The following is a 15697-nucleotide window of genomic DNA, read 5'->3' as shown; positions in this document are numbered from 1 at the left end:
TTCATGTGACGAAATTGTAAGAGTGAAAATCATTCATTCTGGATGCCTTCCTGTGATAAGATTCATGTGGACATAATAATGGAATAGTAATTTTAGTAGGATGTGAAATAAATGTGCGGAATCGTAGGATTTGTTAATGACAAAGATAATAAAAAAGCAATCATAAATGACATGATGGATCGCATCATTCACCGCGGACCGAATAGTTCAGGTGAATACATTGATCGTGATGTGGCTTTGGGTTTTAGACGTCTAAGTATTATTGACTTAGAAGGGGGCACACAGCCCATTTACAATGAAGACCAAACAAAAATCATTATTTTTAATGGAGAAATCTACAACTATCAACCACTTAGAAAAGAATTGATCGATGCAGGTCATATTTTTAAAACCCATGCTGATACAGAAGTTTTATTACATGGCTATGAAGAATGGGGAACTGAGTTATTGCAAAAAGTACGTGGGATGTTTGCTTTTGCGATTTGGGATAATGAGAAAAAAGAATTATTCGGTGCAAGAGATCATTTTGGGATCAAACCGTATTACTATGCTGAAATGAACGGAACTTTGATGTTTGGTTCTGAAATCAAGAGTTTTTTACCACATCCAGACTTCAATAAAGAATTGAATCGGGAAGCATTGAAACCATATATGACGTTCCAATATTCTCCTTTAAATGGGGAAACATTCTTTAAAGGCGTCTATCGTTTACCAGAAGGTCATTATTTCACTTACAAAGATGGCCACATGGATATCCAACAGTATTGGGATGCGAACTTTGAAGAAAAAGGCACACAAAGCCGTCAAGAATGGATCGATCAAATTGATGAAACTGTGAAAGCATCGATCGAAGCACACACGATCAGTGATGTGGAAGTTGGCTCGTTCTTATCAAGTGGGGTCGATTCAAGTTATGTGACTTCTGTTTTGAAACCAGACCATTCATTCTCAATAGGCTTTGATGATAAAACCTATAATGAAGCAATCGAGGCACGTAAATTAACAGAAATGCTTGACTTGGATAACACCGCAGCTGTCATTGATGGAGACATGTCGTTTAAGGCTTTCCCTTTGATCCAATACCATTTAGATGAACCAGATTCTAATCCATCTTGTGTACCGTTATATTTCTTAGCGAATCTTGCGGCACAAAGTGTACGAGTGGTCCAATCTGGTGAGGGGGCAGATGAATTATTTGCTGGCTATCAATCATATGGCTTCCACACAAATTCAAAATTTATCCGAGTGATTGCTCAAGGATTGAAAAAATTACCGAAAGGCACTCGCTATAACTTAGGTAGAAAAATCGGTAAGATGCGTAATTTCCATGGTAGGATTCATCTATATGAATCTTTAGCGCCTGCCAAAGAATATTTTATCGGACATGCACGGATCTTTGAAGAAAACGAAGCGGCCAACTTGTTGACGCCAGAATTTCAACAAGCCCCAACAGTCAAAGAAATCATGGCAGAACATTATGCGAAAACGGAAGGAATCCAAGACGAGATCAACAAGATGCAATATGTTGATTTACACCAATGGATGCCAAAAGATATTTTGTTAAAAGCCGATAAACTTTCAATGGCAAGTTCACTGGAAGTGCGGGTACCACTTCTTGATATCGAAGTAATGAAATTAGCGCAACAAATCCCAAGTAAGTATTTATTGAATCAAAACAATACAAAAGATGTCTTTAGACAAGCTGCGAACAAGCATCTGCCTGAAGAATGGTCAAATCGTGTAAAACTTGGTTTCCCTGTACCGATCAAAGCTTGGCTGAAAGAAGAACATGGCTATCACCAAGTAAAAGAATTATTTGAAGCTGATTTTGCGAAAGAGTTCTTTGATCAAGCGAAGATCATCAAATTACTTGATGACCATCATGAAGGTAGAAGTGAAGAACAGCGTAAGATTTGGACGATTTTCAGTTTCTTGACGTGGTACAAAGTTTATTTTGTGGATGAAACGATTCCTCAAGCTGAACCGATCCAATATGTAACAGTTTAGACGATCCAACTATGTTTCTATTGAACGCAAAAACGAAGAGTGCCGATCCATAATGGGCAGACTCTTCGTTTTTTGCCGTAAATCGGACTAGGTTGATTTTTTATTCAAAGGTACGATAGTATACAATCAGTAATGGACTTCTCGCTCAAATGTGCCATCTTTTTTATAGATCATCAAGGATGTTTCTTTATTACGAGCTACTTCTTTTCCTTTTTCAATGGCGTCTTCTTTATGATCGAAGTGATTGCTTGCTTTTTCAGCGCCTTTAGAGCGAACGATCCAATGATCTTCTTCGAATTTGACTTCGACTGTGGCGTCTAATAATTTGGCTGCTCGCGGATTGCTATCATGCTTGTCATTTTTTTGTGGATTTTTCTCTTTTGAGAAAGCTTTCTTCTCTTTCTCATCTGCACTTTCAACCCATTCTTTCGCTTGACTGATCGCAATCGGGATTGCACGATCATCAGGATAGCCTTCAACTAAAAGCGCATTGCCGATATCGATTGCTTTCTTTTTGGTCAATTCTTCCAAGTTCTTCATGGCTGGTGGAAAATCTTTCATATTCCAAGGCATAGTTAACTCCTCCTAAAAGAATAATTGATTTTACTACTATAACAAGTGTAATCTCAACTTGGTAAAAAGAAAAATCATCTGTTTCAATTTTTGCTATGCTTATTTTTTGCTCGTCAAGTAGAACTACTTAACAAAATCGTGAAAAAGGCTAGCAATCTGATAAAAATCATGGTAAGATAATCAAGTCTGAGAGTCATCTTAGAGGATTCTAGTATAAATGGGAGGGAAAATCATGCGCGTAAACATTACTTTAGAGTGTACTTCTTGTAAAGAACGTAACTACCTAACTAACAAAAACAAACGTAACAATCCTGATCGTTTGGAAAAGCAAAAATATTGCCCACGCGAACGTAAAGTTACTTTGCACCGCGAAACAAAATAATATGTCTAAAAAAGTTTGGGTCTGTACCCAAGCTTTTTTATTTTTAGTATAATCAAGTAGTAGATGAAAGGAGCGAGTCAAAATGTTTATTTCCATGTGGGCCCAAGACAAGAATGGGTTGATCGGTAAAGATGGGCTATTGCCTTGGCGTTTGCCAAATGATATGCGTTTTTTCAGAGAACATACGGTGGATCGTTTATTAGTGATGGGGCGTAAAACATATGAAGGCATGGGCGACCTATCTCTTCCTTATCGCCACATCATCGTGTTGACTACCCAAGAAGATTTTGAGGTCAAAGAAAATGCAGAAGTCATGCATTCGATCGATGAATTATTGGCTTTTGCGGAGACTGTTTCAGAAGATATTTATGTTTCTGGTGGAAGTCGGATCTTTCAAGAACTATTGCCCCAGACTGGGATTATTTGGCGAACACTGATCGATGGTGAGTTTGAAGGAGATACGTATATTGGAGAGATCGACTTTAGTGATTTTGAACTAGCAGAAGAACATATCGGTATCACGGATCAAGAAAACCATTATGCCCATCGCTTCCAAAAATGGGTAAGAAAGTAAGCTCTGATCATTGATGCATAAAATGGAGGATTGAAAGAAATAAAGGGAGATGTTCAAGATCATGGGAGCATCTTTTTTTTGTCTTATTTATAGAGAAACAGCTAAGTCAAGCGAGCGTTGCTCCTTAAGGTTTAGCTGTTTTTTTGTGTTGTATAAAGAACATATAAAGAAATTTCTTGAATATTAACACTATCTTTATAGTCCTTTGTCTATGATGAAAACAAAGGAGAGGAAGAAAATGATCTTATTTTTAGGTTGTATCAGTATTATTTTGTTAGCTTATCTATTTTGGTTTTTATTTAAGGGGGAAGAGCAATGATGAGTGCAGTATTTCAAGGGTTGTTTTTCTTTTTTATTCTACTCGTTTTAGCCGCACCTCTTGGGTGGTACATCAAGTTGATCATGACAGGGGAAACACCAAAATATGTACGTTTCATCCAACCAATCGAACGCTTTTTTTATCAATTGATTGGTCCTGAGAGTCAAAAGAAAATGACAGCGAAGCGCTATTTAGCGCATGTGTTGGGTATTGGAATCTGTTCTTTGCTATTTTTAACCGGATTATTGATGGTCCAAGGTTGGCTTCCTGGCAATAATGGCGTGGAAAATCTGTCATTTGATTTAGCCGTGAATACAGCTGTTAGTTTTGTGACAAATACCAACTGGCAAGCTTACGCAGGAGAAGTGACACTGTCGAATACGACGCAAATGCTTGGTTTGACTGTTCAAAATTTCTTGTCAGCAGCTGTAGGTTTAGCGGTTCTTTGTGCATTGATCCGCGGCATCATCCAAAGGAAATCAAGCCAACTGGGCAATTTTTGGCAAGATCTAGTACGCAGTTTGCTTTACATTTTTTTACCACTTTCATTAATTACTGCTGTACTTCTGATTTCCCAAGGCGTGGTTCAAACGTTTAGTCATGGGATGTCATACACTGGTCTATCTGGAGAATCTTTATGGTTGTATCTAGGACCTGTGGCCAGTCAAGTAGCCATCAAGCAATTAGGAACCAATGGTGGTGGATTTTTTGGTGCAAATTCCGCTCATCCATTTGAGAATCCGACGATTTTTTCTAATTTCATCGAGAATCTCGCCATCTTGTTGATACCTACTGCATTGATTTTTGCTTTTGGCTATTGGGTCAAAGAATGGAAACAAGGTCGAACGATTTTGATCGTTTCGTTTGTTTTTCTTTTTGCAGCTTTTGTAGGTGTAGCAATTAGTGAATATCATGGGCCCGCTTTTACGGATGTTCTGGGTTCACTGAATATGGAAGGAAAAGAAGTACGTTTTGGTGTGGGTTGGTCAAGCTTATGGGCTGTTAGCACAACAGCGGCATCGAATGGATCAGTCAATGCGATGTTGGACAGTTTTACGCCTCTCGGTGGTGGTATTCCGCTTTTCTTGATGCAATTAGGGGAGATCATCTTTGGTGGTGTGGGTAGTGGATTATATGGCATGTTGGCATTTCTACTACTGACGGTTTTTATCGCTGGGCTACTTGTCGGGCGTACGCCAGAATATTTAGGCAAGAAAATCGAGGCTTTCGATATCAAGATGGCTAGTTTAGTGATTTTGACGCCAGTATTATTGACGTTGTTTGGTACGATGGCAGTTTCACTGCATCCTGATGTTTTAACTTGGTTGACCAATAAAGGGCCTCATGGATTTAGTGAGTTGCTTTATAATGTGACTTCTCTAGCAAATAATAACGGGAGTGCATTTGGTGGGTTGACGGCAGATAAACCGTTTCTAAATCTTTTAGGAAGTGTCTTGATGTTGTGCTCTCGCTACATTCCGATCGTTGCTATTTTGTTCTTGGCTGAAAACATGGGAAGGAAGAAAACCATCGCGATCAATGATGGAACACTTTCAACAACGAATGGCACATTCATCTCCATGTTGATGATCGTTATCCTTGTTGTCGGAGCATTGAGCTTTTTACCAGCGTTGGCATTAGGTCCGATCGCTGATCATTTTACCTTAAGTTAGAAGGAGTAAAATCAAATGAAAACTATTTATGTATGGGCAATCAAAGAAGCCTTTGTCAAATTAGACCCAAGACAACAAATCAAAAACCCAGTGATGTTCATGGTCTACATCGGAGCGATCTTAGCGACGATCCTTTGTTTTGGACAAACAACCGTGCCTTTATGGTTTACTATAACGATCACCTGTTTGTTATGGATCACTTTATTGTTTGCAAATTTTGCCGAAGCAGTGGCAGAAGGTCGCGGAAAAGCGCAAGCAAATAGCTTGAAGCAAGCAAAAAAAGAAGTAGTCACTTATAAGATCAATCGCTTAGAAGACATTGAAAACCAAGAATTTATTGAGATCAAATCTTCTGATCTCAAAAAGGGGGATCTGATTTACGTAGTATCGGGTCAACAAATTCCGGCGGATGGTGATGTAATCGAAGGAGCTGCTTCAGTGGACGAAAGTGCCATTACAGGGGAATCAGCGCCAGTAATCCGTGAATCAGGGGGCGATCGAAGTGCCGTTACTGGTGGGACGACGGTGGTTTCTGATTACTTGGTGATCCGTGTGACATCCGAAAATGGACACTCCTTTTTAGATCAAATGATTTCAATGGTGGAAGGGACACAACGAAAGAAAACCCCGAATGAGATCGGGTTACAAATCTTTTTGATCACGTTAACGATCATCTTTTTAGCGGTCTCTGTTAGTTTAGTTCCTTTTACCGAATTCAGTAGTCAGCTGTCAGGTAAAGGGGCGCCGATTGCGACGATCGTTGTCATTGCTTTATTCGTATGTTTAGCGCCAACGACGATCGGTGCATTGATTTCATCGATCGGAATTGCTGGAATGAGTCGATTAACGAAAGAAAACGTGATTGCAATGAGTGGTCGTGCCATCGAAGCAGCGGGAGATGTTGATGTATTACTGTTAGATAAAACAGGAACGATTACTTTAGGAAATCGTCGGGCAAGTGAGTTTTTACCGGTCAATGGCGTCACAGAACAACAATTAGCTGATGCAGCACAACTTTCATCTTTAGCAGATGAGACGGCAGAAGGCCGCAGTATTGTCATTTTAGCTAAAGAAAAATTTGCTTTGCGGGAACGTATTTTTGAAAAATTTGAAGTGAAATTCATTGATTTTAGTGCGCAAACCCGCATGAGCGGCATGGATTATCGTGGCGATCAGATCCGTAAAGGTGCCGCAGATACGATCAAGAAATATGTGCAGGCACGTGGTGGACAATATCCAGAAGAATGTGATCACATCGTTGCAAAAGTTGCCCAAGCTGGCGGAACTCCTTTGGTGGTTGTAAAAAATGATCAAGTGATGGGGGTCATTTATCTCAAAGATATTGTAAAAAATGGCGTACAGGAAAACTTCGCAGATATGCGTAAAATGGGGATTAAAACTATCATGATCACAGGAGATAATCCTTTGACAGCAGCGGCGATTGCGGCTGAGGCGGGGGTCGACGACTTTCTCGCAGAAGCAACACCTGAAAATAAAATGGATCTTATTCGTGACTATCAAGAAAAAGGTCATCTTGTAGCAATGACAGGTGATGGAACGAATGATGCGCCAGCATTAGCACAAGCGGATGTGGCAGTGGCGATGAATACAGGGACACAAGCAGCAAAAGAAGCGGGCAATATGATCGATTTAGATTCTAGTCCAACGAAGCTATTGAAGGTCGTACGTATCGGTAAACAATTATTGATGACTAGAGGTGCTTTGACCACGTTTAGTATTGCAAATGACGTCGCAAAATATTTTGCTGTGATCCCAGTCTTGTTTTATGGGATCTATCCCGAATTGGCCCAATTGAATATCATGGCATTAGGTAGTCCTCTTACGGCGATTTTATCGGCTGTTATCTATAATGCAGTGATTATTGTCGCATTGATTCCTTTAGCGTTAAAAGGAGTCAAGTATACAGAAAAACCTGCCAGTCAGATTTTGCGGCATAATCTATTGGTCTATGGATTAGGTGGTTTAATTGCCCCGTTCATATTCATCAAACTGATCGATCTCGTTTTGAGCTTTTTCTTAATATAAAAAGAAAGACATTTTGCAGAAAGAAGGAATTCACCTATGAAAAAGATCCTTAGAGCACAGCTTAGTTTTTTATTCCTCAGCATCCTACTCCTCGGTGGGCTATACACCGTCGCTGTTACTGGTATCGGTCAACTTTTCTTTGCTCATCAAGCCAATGGTAGTCAGGAAGTCGTTTCAGGGAAGGTGGTTGGCTCTTCGTTGATTGGACAATCCTTTCAACAGGCAGCTTATTTTAGTGGAAGAGGGCAAGACGTGACCCAACTTTCACCAACCTCATCGGAGCAAAAGAAATTAGTAGAAGATAAAACGAAATTGGCACAACAAAGCAATCAAACTACGGAGATCCCAATCGATTTAGTCACAAACTCTGCAAGCGGTGTTGATCCGCATATCAGTGTGGTAGCCGCAGAAAGTCAAGTCTCTCGTATCGCTAAAGAGCGGGGAGAAGACGTTACTAAGATTCGTGCTATAATACAGGAAAAAGCACAAAAAGATTGGTTTTCAGATCGAATGTTTGTCAACGTGCTTGAATTGAATCTGTCACTTGATAACATGTAGGTGGCAGAGGGGTTAGGTGAAACAAAGATGGAAAGACAGGATGTTTCAGAAATGTTACACCAGCGTGAAAAAAGCCGAGGACGTCTACGGGTGTATTTTGGTTTCGCGGCGGGAGTCGGCAAGACGTATGCAATGCTGGCGGAAGCACAAGAGCTGAGCGTACTAGGTAAAGACATTGTGGTAGGCTACATCGAACCTCATGATCGCCCGGATACGAACCAATTATTAGAAGGATTACCACAGATTCCTTTAAAAGAAGTGACGTATAAAGGGCTGACTTTGAGTGAACCTAATATCGATGCCATTATCAAACGTCAGCCAGAGATCGTTTTGATCGATGAATTAGCCCATAGTAATGCGCCAGGATCAAGAAATCGCAAGCGATATCAAGATATCGAAGAATTATTGAATGCAGGAATCAATGTCCATACGACGATCAACGTCCAACATATTGAAAGCTTGAATGATATCGTTGAAGAAGTGACTGGGATCGAAGTAAAAGAAACGGTTCCGGATACGTTTTTCCAACAGGCGACATTGAAGGTGATCGATGTGGAACCAGATGAATTGATCGATCGTTTAGCGCAAGGGAAAATCTATGCTGATGAAAATGCAAAACGCGCCTTGCAGCACTTCTTTATTCCTAAAAAATTGGAACAGTTACGAGGTCTAGCGATTCAACGGGCTTCGGATCATATCAATCGTGTGATCGGTAAAACAAATGGTGTCCAAAGTAAATTGATCACGATCGTTCAAGATGCTTTCCCTAAAATGGCTGAGAAAAGTATTCGGTGGACTGCTCGGTTAGCTCAAGGCTTGGGGGCAGAATGGATCGTGCTATACATTCGTTCCGATGATCGTTTACAAGGGACGAATGACTTAGCGGAGAAACTTGGCGCAGAAGTCGTGGTAATCGAGGAGGACCATTCATTTGAAACGATCGTCGAATATGCTAAACTGGTCGGCGCAACCGATTTGATCATCGGTAAAAATTTGGCGAAACCGTGGACGGAGCGATTGTTTTCAGAAGAGCTGGATGTACGACTGCTCAAACGATTGCCAGAAACTGAACTTCACTTGATTCCTTATAAAGAAAAACGTTCAACCATCCTTTCCCATTCCAAGAAACTAGTGGAAGGGGGAGGAAAAGATTTTGCGATTTCATTGATCTGTGTGTTCGTAGCAACGCTCTTGACTGAAGTGATGCAATATCTTCACTTTGGAGAACAAAACTTGATGTTGGTGTACATTTTCTTTATCTTACTTGTTGCCCGTTTGACCTCTGGCTATTTTTGGAGCGCATTATCTTCTATTTTAAGTGTCTTAGCTTTCAACTGGTTTTTTGTCGAGCCGCTGTATTCCTTGACCGTATATAAACAAGGTTATCCGATTACTTTAGTCATCATGCTGATCGTTGCATTGATGATCAGTAATTTGATGGTTCGTCTGAAAAAACAGGCTGTCCATGCCAGAGAAAAAGAACAACAGATGGAAATTCTGTATGAACTGAACAAGCAGTTTGTTTTAGCAGAAGACCAGCAACAAATCGTTGAATTATCTGCCACTTATTTAGGTAGACTATTGGATCGGGAAGTGATTTTCTTTGATAAACATGCCATCAAGCTAAGCCAATATACACCAAAAGATGCCCCATTTTTACTCGATCATCCAGAAGAGGCAGCAGTAGCTTATTGGACGGCTAAAAATCAAAAAGACTCAGGTTATGGAACGGATACATTAAGTGGCGCAAAAGGTTTTTATTTACCGATTGTCGCAAATGGTAAGACGTTAGCTGTTTTAGGGATTCGTCGCAGTCGCGGGCTGCCGATCGAGGATAGTCAATTGAATTATTTACGGTTAGTGTTGACCCAGCTTGCTGTTATCTTAGAGCAAACAGAGCTTAAGAATGAAAAAGAACAAATTGAGTTAGAAAATGAACGTGAAAAAGTTCGCAGTAATTTATTACGTGCGATCTCCCATGATTTGCGTACACCATTGACTGCGATTTCTGGGATTGCAGAAACACTCTTGCAAACAGATGAAGAGCTGAAACAAGCAACGCGCCAAAAATTGCTGACCGATATCCAGACAGAATCCCAATGGTTGATTCGAATGGTGGAGAATCTGTTGTCGATCACACGGATCAATATGGACACGATGCAAGTGAAAAAAACAACAGAACCGATTGAGGAAATCATCGAAGCAGTCTATGAACATGTCACAAAAGTTTATCCTGACAAGGAACTATTGGTTCATTTACCGACAGCGGTTTTATTTGTCGAAGTTGACCCTATCTTGATTGAGCAAGCGATGTTCAATCTGGTGGAAAATGCGTTTCGTCATGGATCGACACAAGGGCAAGTAGAAGTTAGCGTGTTTCAAGAGGGACAACAGGTCATTTGCGAAGTGAAGAATGATGGTGAAATCTCATTGAAGCAATATGAAAAAATCCAGATGAATCTATCTAATGAAGAAGAAGTACCAATCGATTCAAAAAATGGTCTTGGCATTGGATTAAGTATTGTCAAAACCATCATCCATGCCCATAATGGGAAATTAGAGATGGCTGTATCAGAAGGGAAAACAGTGGTTCGCATCTATTTGAACAAGAGTGAGGAGGTGACGTTACATGAGGAAAGTACTATTGATTGAAGATGACCCAACGATCACTGATTTTATGGAAGTCGTGTTGGCAAAAGAACATTATCACGTTACGATTGCCACAACAGGCATGGAAGCTTTGCATGTGTTCCAAGAAGATTCCTTTGACTTGATTTTGCTCGATTTAGGTTTGCCAGACATTGATGGCATCGAATTATTGAAAATCATTCGTAAACGACTGGCTACACCGTTGATCGTGATCTCAGCGCGAAACAACGAGCATGAAAAAGTCAAAGCCCTCGATCTCGGTGCTGATGATTACGTCACTAAACCTTTTGGGATGAATGAATTACTTGCTAGGATCAGAACCGCTTTTCGTCATCGTAAACAAGAGGAATTACCTTCAGTCATCACCAATGGTGAATTGACTTTGGACACAGAAAGCCAACTGTTAACCAAAGCAGGAGAACCGATCCATCTCACTAAGAATGAATATCGCATTTTGCTCGTATTATTCCAACACCTTGGGAAGGTCGTCACTTATCGCGTATTAACATCAGAAGTTTGGGGGCCTTATGGAACAGATTCCCAAGTGTTGCGAGTGAATATGTCAAACATTCGGAAAAAAATCGAGAAAAATACCATTCGTCCAGAATATTTGATCACTGAGATCGGAGTTGGCTATCGGTTACGTGATTACCGAAATTCTTAGTAAGCGACAAACAAATTGAATATCGAAAAAAACGACAATCACCGAAGAATTTTACCGCTTGGTGATTGTCGTTTTTCGATGTGCTGTTTACCAGCTAGCACATGGAACACTTCTTTTATTTACAGCGCAAGCCAAATTGTGGTTTTCACGTTTTTACTTTAGCTCGCCTTTGATATCATCGATCATTTGACGACTAGCGATTGGTCCATTATATAACCAGCTAGAAGTTGGACCAAATTCGAACACTTGACCCGCTTTGACTGCTTTCAGATTTTGCCAAGTGGGTTCGTTGAACATCGCTGCTTCTTCATCACTATTGACTAAGATGATGTAGTCTGCGTCTAATTCAGCTAATTTTTCTGATGAAACAGCTGACCAATCAGAGGTTGCCTCTTTTGATACTTCTTCTACTAAAGATGGCACACCAAATTGTAGATCTTCATAAACGATGCGACCGCTTGAACGATTCTGGCTGACCATAAAGGCAGAGTTGTTCGTGACCCATAAGACAGCCGCTGTTTTCCCATCGATCTGATCACTCAATTCTTCTCGTGTTTCTTTCGCGTAATCTTGATAATCTTGAATGATTTCCTCTGCTTTGTCCTCTTTATTCAATACTTTGCCAATGTCTTGCAACTGTTCTTCCCATGTGACATCGGTACCATTTTTAACAACATAGGTTGGAGCAATTTTACTATATTGCTCGTATTTACCACCTTCAACAGTGGCTGAAGAAGAAATCAATAATAAATCAGGTTCAAAACTTAACACATTTTCATAGGGTAGATCATAGGAGATAGTTGGGACATCTTTCAGATCATCTTGTAAATAATCTTGGATCGAACCACTGCCGACTGTCCATTGAGCAACCGGGGTTTCACCTAACGCAACAAGATAATCCTCTAAATAACTGCCGATGATCCGCTTTGGTTGGTTAGGTATTTCAACTGAATGTCCTAATGTATCTGTCAAGGTATGCGTACCATTATCAGCAGTAGTCGATGATGCGGTTGTCTCTTCGGTTGTAGATGAGCCTGGCGAGCAAGCACTCAGTAATCCCACCAAAAGTAATGCACTAGAGATTGTGAATAGTTTATTTTTAAGTCTCATGTCTTTCCTCCAAACGTAATTGAGAATGTTTCTCAATTGCTATTATTCCCCAAGAAAAGGGCGCTGTCAACTCTTTTTACTAACGTAAATGACGAAATTTGTGCTTGACGAATTTGTGAAGTACCGTCATAATTGAGAATGATTTTCAATGAGAGGGGGAAGTATATGTCTAGATTAAATGCAGTTGAAATTACTACCGGTTACCCCAACAAAACGATAATTGAAAATTTGTCTGTCGCTATACCAGAAGGGAAAATCACCAGTTTGATTGGCCCGAACGGCAGTGGTAAGTCTACATTATTAAAAAGCTTTACCCGCATACTTCCTGTAAAAAACGGTAAAATATTAGTCAACGATCGTGACTTGACGACCTATCATTCGAAAGAACTAGCTCGGAAACTTGCCTTACTAGCCCAAACGAGTGAATACCCATTAGGAATGACAGTCGAAGAAGTCGTTTCTTACGGTAGATATCCTTATCAAAAACTATTCAGTGGCATGGATGATCAAGATCTGCAAGCCATTGAGTGGGCATTGACAGCGACGGATCTGATCTCGCTAAAAGATCGAGACTTAGCGAGTTTATCCGGAGGTCAAGCCCAACGAGTCTGGATTGCGATGGCGTTAGCTCAAGAAGCAGATATCTTGATCCTTGATGAACCGACAACTTTTTTAGATCCGGCGCATCAACTGGAAATCTTAGATCTGCTGAAAGAAATCAACCGAATGAAAAAAACAACGATTTTGATGTCGATCCATGACATCAATCATGCCTCCCGTTTTTCCGATTATTTAGTCGCAATGAAAGAAGGGCGATTAATTGTCAACGGGACTCCAGAACAAGTCATCACGAAAGAATGGATGAGAGAGATTTTTGAGATCGAAGCACAAATCGTTCAATTACCTGAAACAAATAAACCTGTCTTTTTAACATATGATCTCATCAAGAAACCGGAGGGAAAATGATGAGGAAAGGGAAAAAAATAAATATCCTATGGCTGCTTCTGTTATTGGCAATCCTTGTCTTCTTTTTTGCTTTGTATAATGGTGCTTCTGAAGTTAAAGGAAATGAAGTCTGGCAGGCGTTGTTCCATTTCGATCCAACTGATCAATCCCAGCAGATCATACGTAATATCCGTCTGCCTCGGGTCATCGGAGCATTTATTGTGGGTAGCTGTTTCGCCCTCAGTGGCGCTTTGATGCAAGGGGTAACGCGAAACAACTTGGCAGATTCAGGATTGTTAGGGATCAATGCTGGTGCCTCGTTAGCCATGGCATTTAGCTTTGCTTTTTTACCTAAAGCTTCGCCGTTTTCAATTTTTCTGCTTTCATTACTTGGTTCGTTGATCGTGACGATGATCGTTCTAGGTTTTTTCAGTTTTTCAAAAATAGGACTCAGTACTATGCAGATGATTTTAGCCGGTGTGGCAATCAGTTCTTTTTTTACCGCAATCAGCCAAGCACTGACCCAGTTATTTAATCTACAACAAGATTTGACTTTTTGGTTTGTTGGCGGTGCGGCGAATATTACTTGGCAACAGTTACTCGTTCTTTCACCTATCTATCTAGTGGCGGTTATTGGCTCTTTTCTATTAGGGAAGTCGATCTCCCTGATCCATTTGAGTGAATCACATGCGATCGCCTTAGGAGGACATCCACAGCGCACACGGGTACTGGTTTTCATCTTTGTTTCGATCTTAGCAGCGTTAGCTGTTTCTTTAGTTGGGCCCGTCTCTTTTATTGGTTTGATGGTCCCACCTGTTGTTCGTGGCTTTGTCGGTACGGATTATCGGTATGTCTTGCCAGCTTCATTTATCGCTGGGGGGATCTTAGTTATGTTAGCAGATTTTGTGGCACGCATGGTCAATCCACCATTTGAAACACCTTTTGGCTTAGTTATTTCCTTGATTGGTGTCCCTTTTTTATTGGTACAAGTTAGGAGGGAACGCGTGTGAAAAAAATATATTGGGGGATTGGCCTGTTACTATTTTTATGGCTTGTGACTGCGGGAATCAGTTTAATGATCGGTACACCGTTTCTTTATATTGATCAATTGATCGATGTCGCACTTGGTAGAGGAACACAGGTCCAACAATTGGTTCTGACAGAATTTCGCTTGCCACGCCTATTGATCAGTTTATTCGCAGGTACCTGTCTAGGAATCGCAGGCTATCTTTTGCAAGGAGTAACTAGAAACCCATTAGCTGATTCAAGTATTTTAGGTATCAACTCCGGCGCAGGATTTTTTGTGATGCTATACTTAGGTTTTTTTACTAGCCATGCGTCACCTTTCTTGTTGCTTTTCGTTGCCTTTTTAGGCGGCACGCTTGCTGCATGTCTAGTCTATTTTGTTGCCTATCAGCGTTCTGGACAAGTAGCGATGAATCGCTTGCTCCTTTCAGGTATCGCTGTGAATGCGGGCTTTTCTGCGGCAATGCTTTTAAGTACGATAAAAATCTCAAAAGAAAATTATGGCTTTGTGAACGCTTGGTTAGCAGGTTCAATCTGGGGGGCTAGTTGGCCTTATGTCACTGCCTTTTTGCCATGGGTACTTATTCTGATCCCTTTAGCGTTTTTCTATAGTCGCAGGATTGGTCTTTTATCCTTTGGCCCAGAACGTGCGCAAAGCTTAGGGTTGAACGTGTCACGAAGTCAGTCAGTTTTATTACTGCTTGCAGTTGGTTTAGCCTGTGGCAGTGTTGCTGTGGCAGGCAGCTTGTCCTTTGTGGGTTTACTCGCACCGCATGCTGCCAAAATCATTGTACGTAAAGAAAATCAGTGGACACTCCTATTCAGTGGTTTGTTCGGAGGATTATTTGTCAATATTGCTGATATTCTTGCGCGCATCATTTTACCAGATGGAGAAGTTCCTACAGGGATCTTGATTGCCGTCTTGGGCGCACCGTATTTTCTTTATTTATTATTTTATATTCAAAAGAAACAACTATCTGTCTAGGATAAGACCAGAATGTTGGGATCGGGAAACACTGAAGGCGATTTTGCCTTTAGTGTTTTTTAGTAGATTTAGAAATACCTTCAACAGCCAGATAAGAAATAAAGTAACAAGACCTATCTAATACAATTCTCATCCAACGAAAGGTTATGTATTGTTATAATGAATATGTAAGCGTTCTATACAGCC

General features: G+C 40.5%; 13 protein-coding genes. 11 read left to right on the top strand and 2 right to left on the bottom strand.

The features are described from left to right. Positions 1-111: 111 nt before the first annotated feature. Positions 112-2007: an asparagine synthase (glutamine-hydrolyzing) gene (gene asnB, locus ACH0AK_RS02645; protein WP_010735126.1), complete on the top strand. Its 1896-nt coding sequence runs from the start codon at positions 112-114 to the stop codon at positions 2005-2007. A 126-nt stretch (positions 2008-2133) separates the two neighbouring features. On the opposite strand, the gene ACH0AK_RS02640 is transcribed toward asnB, so the two are convergent. Beyond that, complete coding sequence (locus ACH0AK_RS02640) at positions 2134-2580, bottom strand: DUF2188 domain-containing protein (RefSeq protein WP_226075381.1); 447 nt, start codon at positions 2578-2580, stop codon at positions 2134-2136. Positions 2581-2797: 217 nt separating this feature from the next. Between ACH0AK_RS02640 and rpmG the strand changes: the two genes are divergently transcribed. The 7 genes from rpmG (at position 2798) to ACH0AK_RS02605 (ending at position 11445) form a co-directional block, all read left to right on the top strand. After that, complete coding sequence (gene rpmG, locus ACH0AK_RS02635; protein WP_373865805.1) at positions 2798-2962, top strand: 50S ribosomal protein L33; 165 nt, start codon at positions 2798-2800, stop codon at positions 2960-2962. 82 nt (positions 2963-3044) lie between these two features. Then, entirely contained in the window at positions 3045-3536 is a 492-nt protein-coding gene (locus tag ACH0AK_RS02630) for a dihydrofolate reductase (protein WP_010735128.1), read from the top strand. A gap of 315 nt (positions 3537-3851) precedes the next feature. Beyond that, positions 3852-5528 carry a potassium-transporting ATPase subunit KdpA gene (gene kdpA, locus ACH0AK_RS02625; RefSeq protein ID WP_023519891.1) on the top strand — a complete coding sequence of 559 codons (1677 nt, stop codon included), beginning with the start codon at positions 3852-3854 and terminating at the stop codon, positions 5526-5528. Positions 5529-5543: 15 nt separating this feature from the next. Next, complete coding sequence (gene kdpB, locus ACH0AK_RS02620; RefSeq protein ID WP_499796717.1) at positions 5544-7574, top strand: potassium-transporting ATPase subunit KdpB; 2031 nt, start codon at positions 5544-5546, stop codon at positions 7572-7574. A gap of 36 nt (positions 7575-7610) precedes the next feature. Beyond that, a complete protein-coding gene (locus ACH0AK_RS02615) occupies positions 7611-8132 on the top strand; it encodes a potassium-transporting ATPase subunit C (RefSeq protein WP_023519889.1) in 522 nt (173 codons plus the stop codon). Between the two features lie 27 nt (positions 8133-8159). Beyond that, complete coding sequence (locus tag ACH0AK_RS02610; RefSeq protein WP_137072551.1) at positions 8160-10784, top strand: DUF4118 domain-containing protein; 2625 nt, start codon at positions 8160-8162, stop codon at positions 10782-10784. Further along, positions 10762-11445, top strand: coding sequence for a response regulator transcription factor (locus ACH0AK_RS02605; RefSeq protein ID WP_010735133.1), 684 nt, complete (start codon positions 10762-10764; stop codon positions 11443-11445). The genes ACH0AK_RS02610 and ACH0AK_RS02605 overlap by 23 nt, the downstream gene beginning before the upstream one ends. Positions 11446-11598: 153 nt before the next feature. Here the strand turns inward: ACH0AK_RS02605 and ACH0AK_RS02600 are convergent, their stop codons facing one another. Beyond that, positions 11599-12555, bottom strand: a complete 957-nt coding sequence (locus tag ACH0AK_RS02600) for an iron-hydroxamate ABC transporter substrate-binding protein (RefSeq protein WP_194179991.1) — start codon at positions 12553-12555, stop codon at positions 11599-11601. A gap of 165 nt (positions 12556-12720) precedes the next feature. Between ACH0AK_RS02600 and ACH0AK_RS02595 the strand changes: the two genes are divergently transcribed. Genes ACH0AK_RS02595 through ACH0AK_RS02585 form a run of 3 tightly spaced genes read left to right on the top strand, consistent with a single transcriptional unit; the run spans position 12721 to position 15511 of the window. Continuing rightward, positions 12721-13521 carry an ABC transporter ATP-binding protein gene (locus tag ACH0AK_RS02595; protein ID WP_023519886.1) on the top strand — a complete coding sequence of 267 codons (801 nt, stop codon included), beginning with the start codon at positions 12721-12723 and terminating at the stop codon, positions 13519-13521. Next, a complete protein-coding gene (locus tag ACH0AK_RS02590) occupies positions 13521-14510 on the top strand; it encodes a FecCD family ABC transporter permease (RefSeq protein WP_499796716.1) in 990 nt (329 codons plus the stop codon). Before ACH0AK_RS02595 ends, ACH0AK_RS02590 begins: the two co-directional genes overlap by 1 nt. After that, positions 14507-15511 carry a FecCD family ABC transporter permease gene (locus ACH0AK_RS02585; RefSeq protein ID WP_023519883.1) on the top strand — a complete coding sequence of 335 codons (1005 nt, stop codon included), beginning with the start codon at positions 14507-14509 and terminating at the stop codon, positions 15509-15511. Before ACH0AK_RS02590 ends, ACH0AK_RS02585 begins: the two co-directional genes overlap by 4 nt. The last annotated feature ends 186 nt before the right edge of the window (positions 15512-15697 follow it).

The sequence above is a fragment of the Enterococcus pernyi genome (assembly GCF_045371165.1).
GTDB classification, from domain to species: domain Bacteria; phylum Bacillota; class Bacilli; order Lactobacillales; family Enterococcaceae; genus Enterococcus_B; species Enterococcus_B pernyi.
The sequence above is the reverse complement of the archived record's forward strand: the minus strand, read 5'-3'. Positions and strand labels throughout refer to the sequence as shown.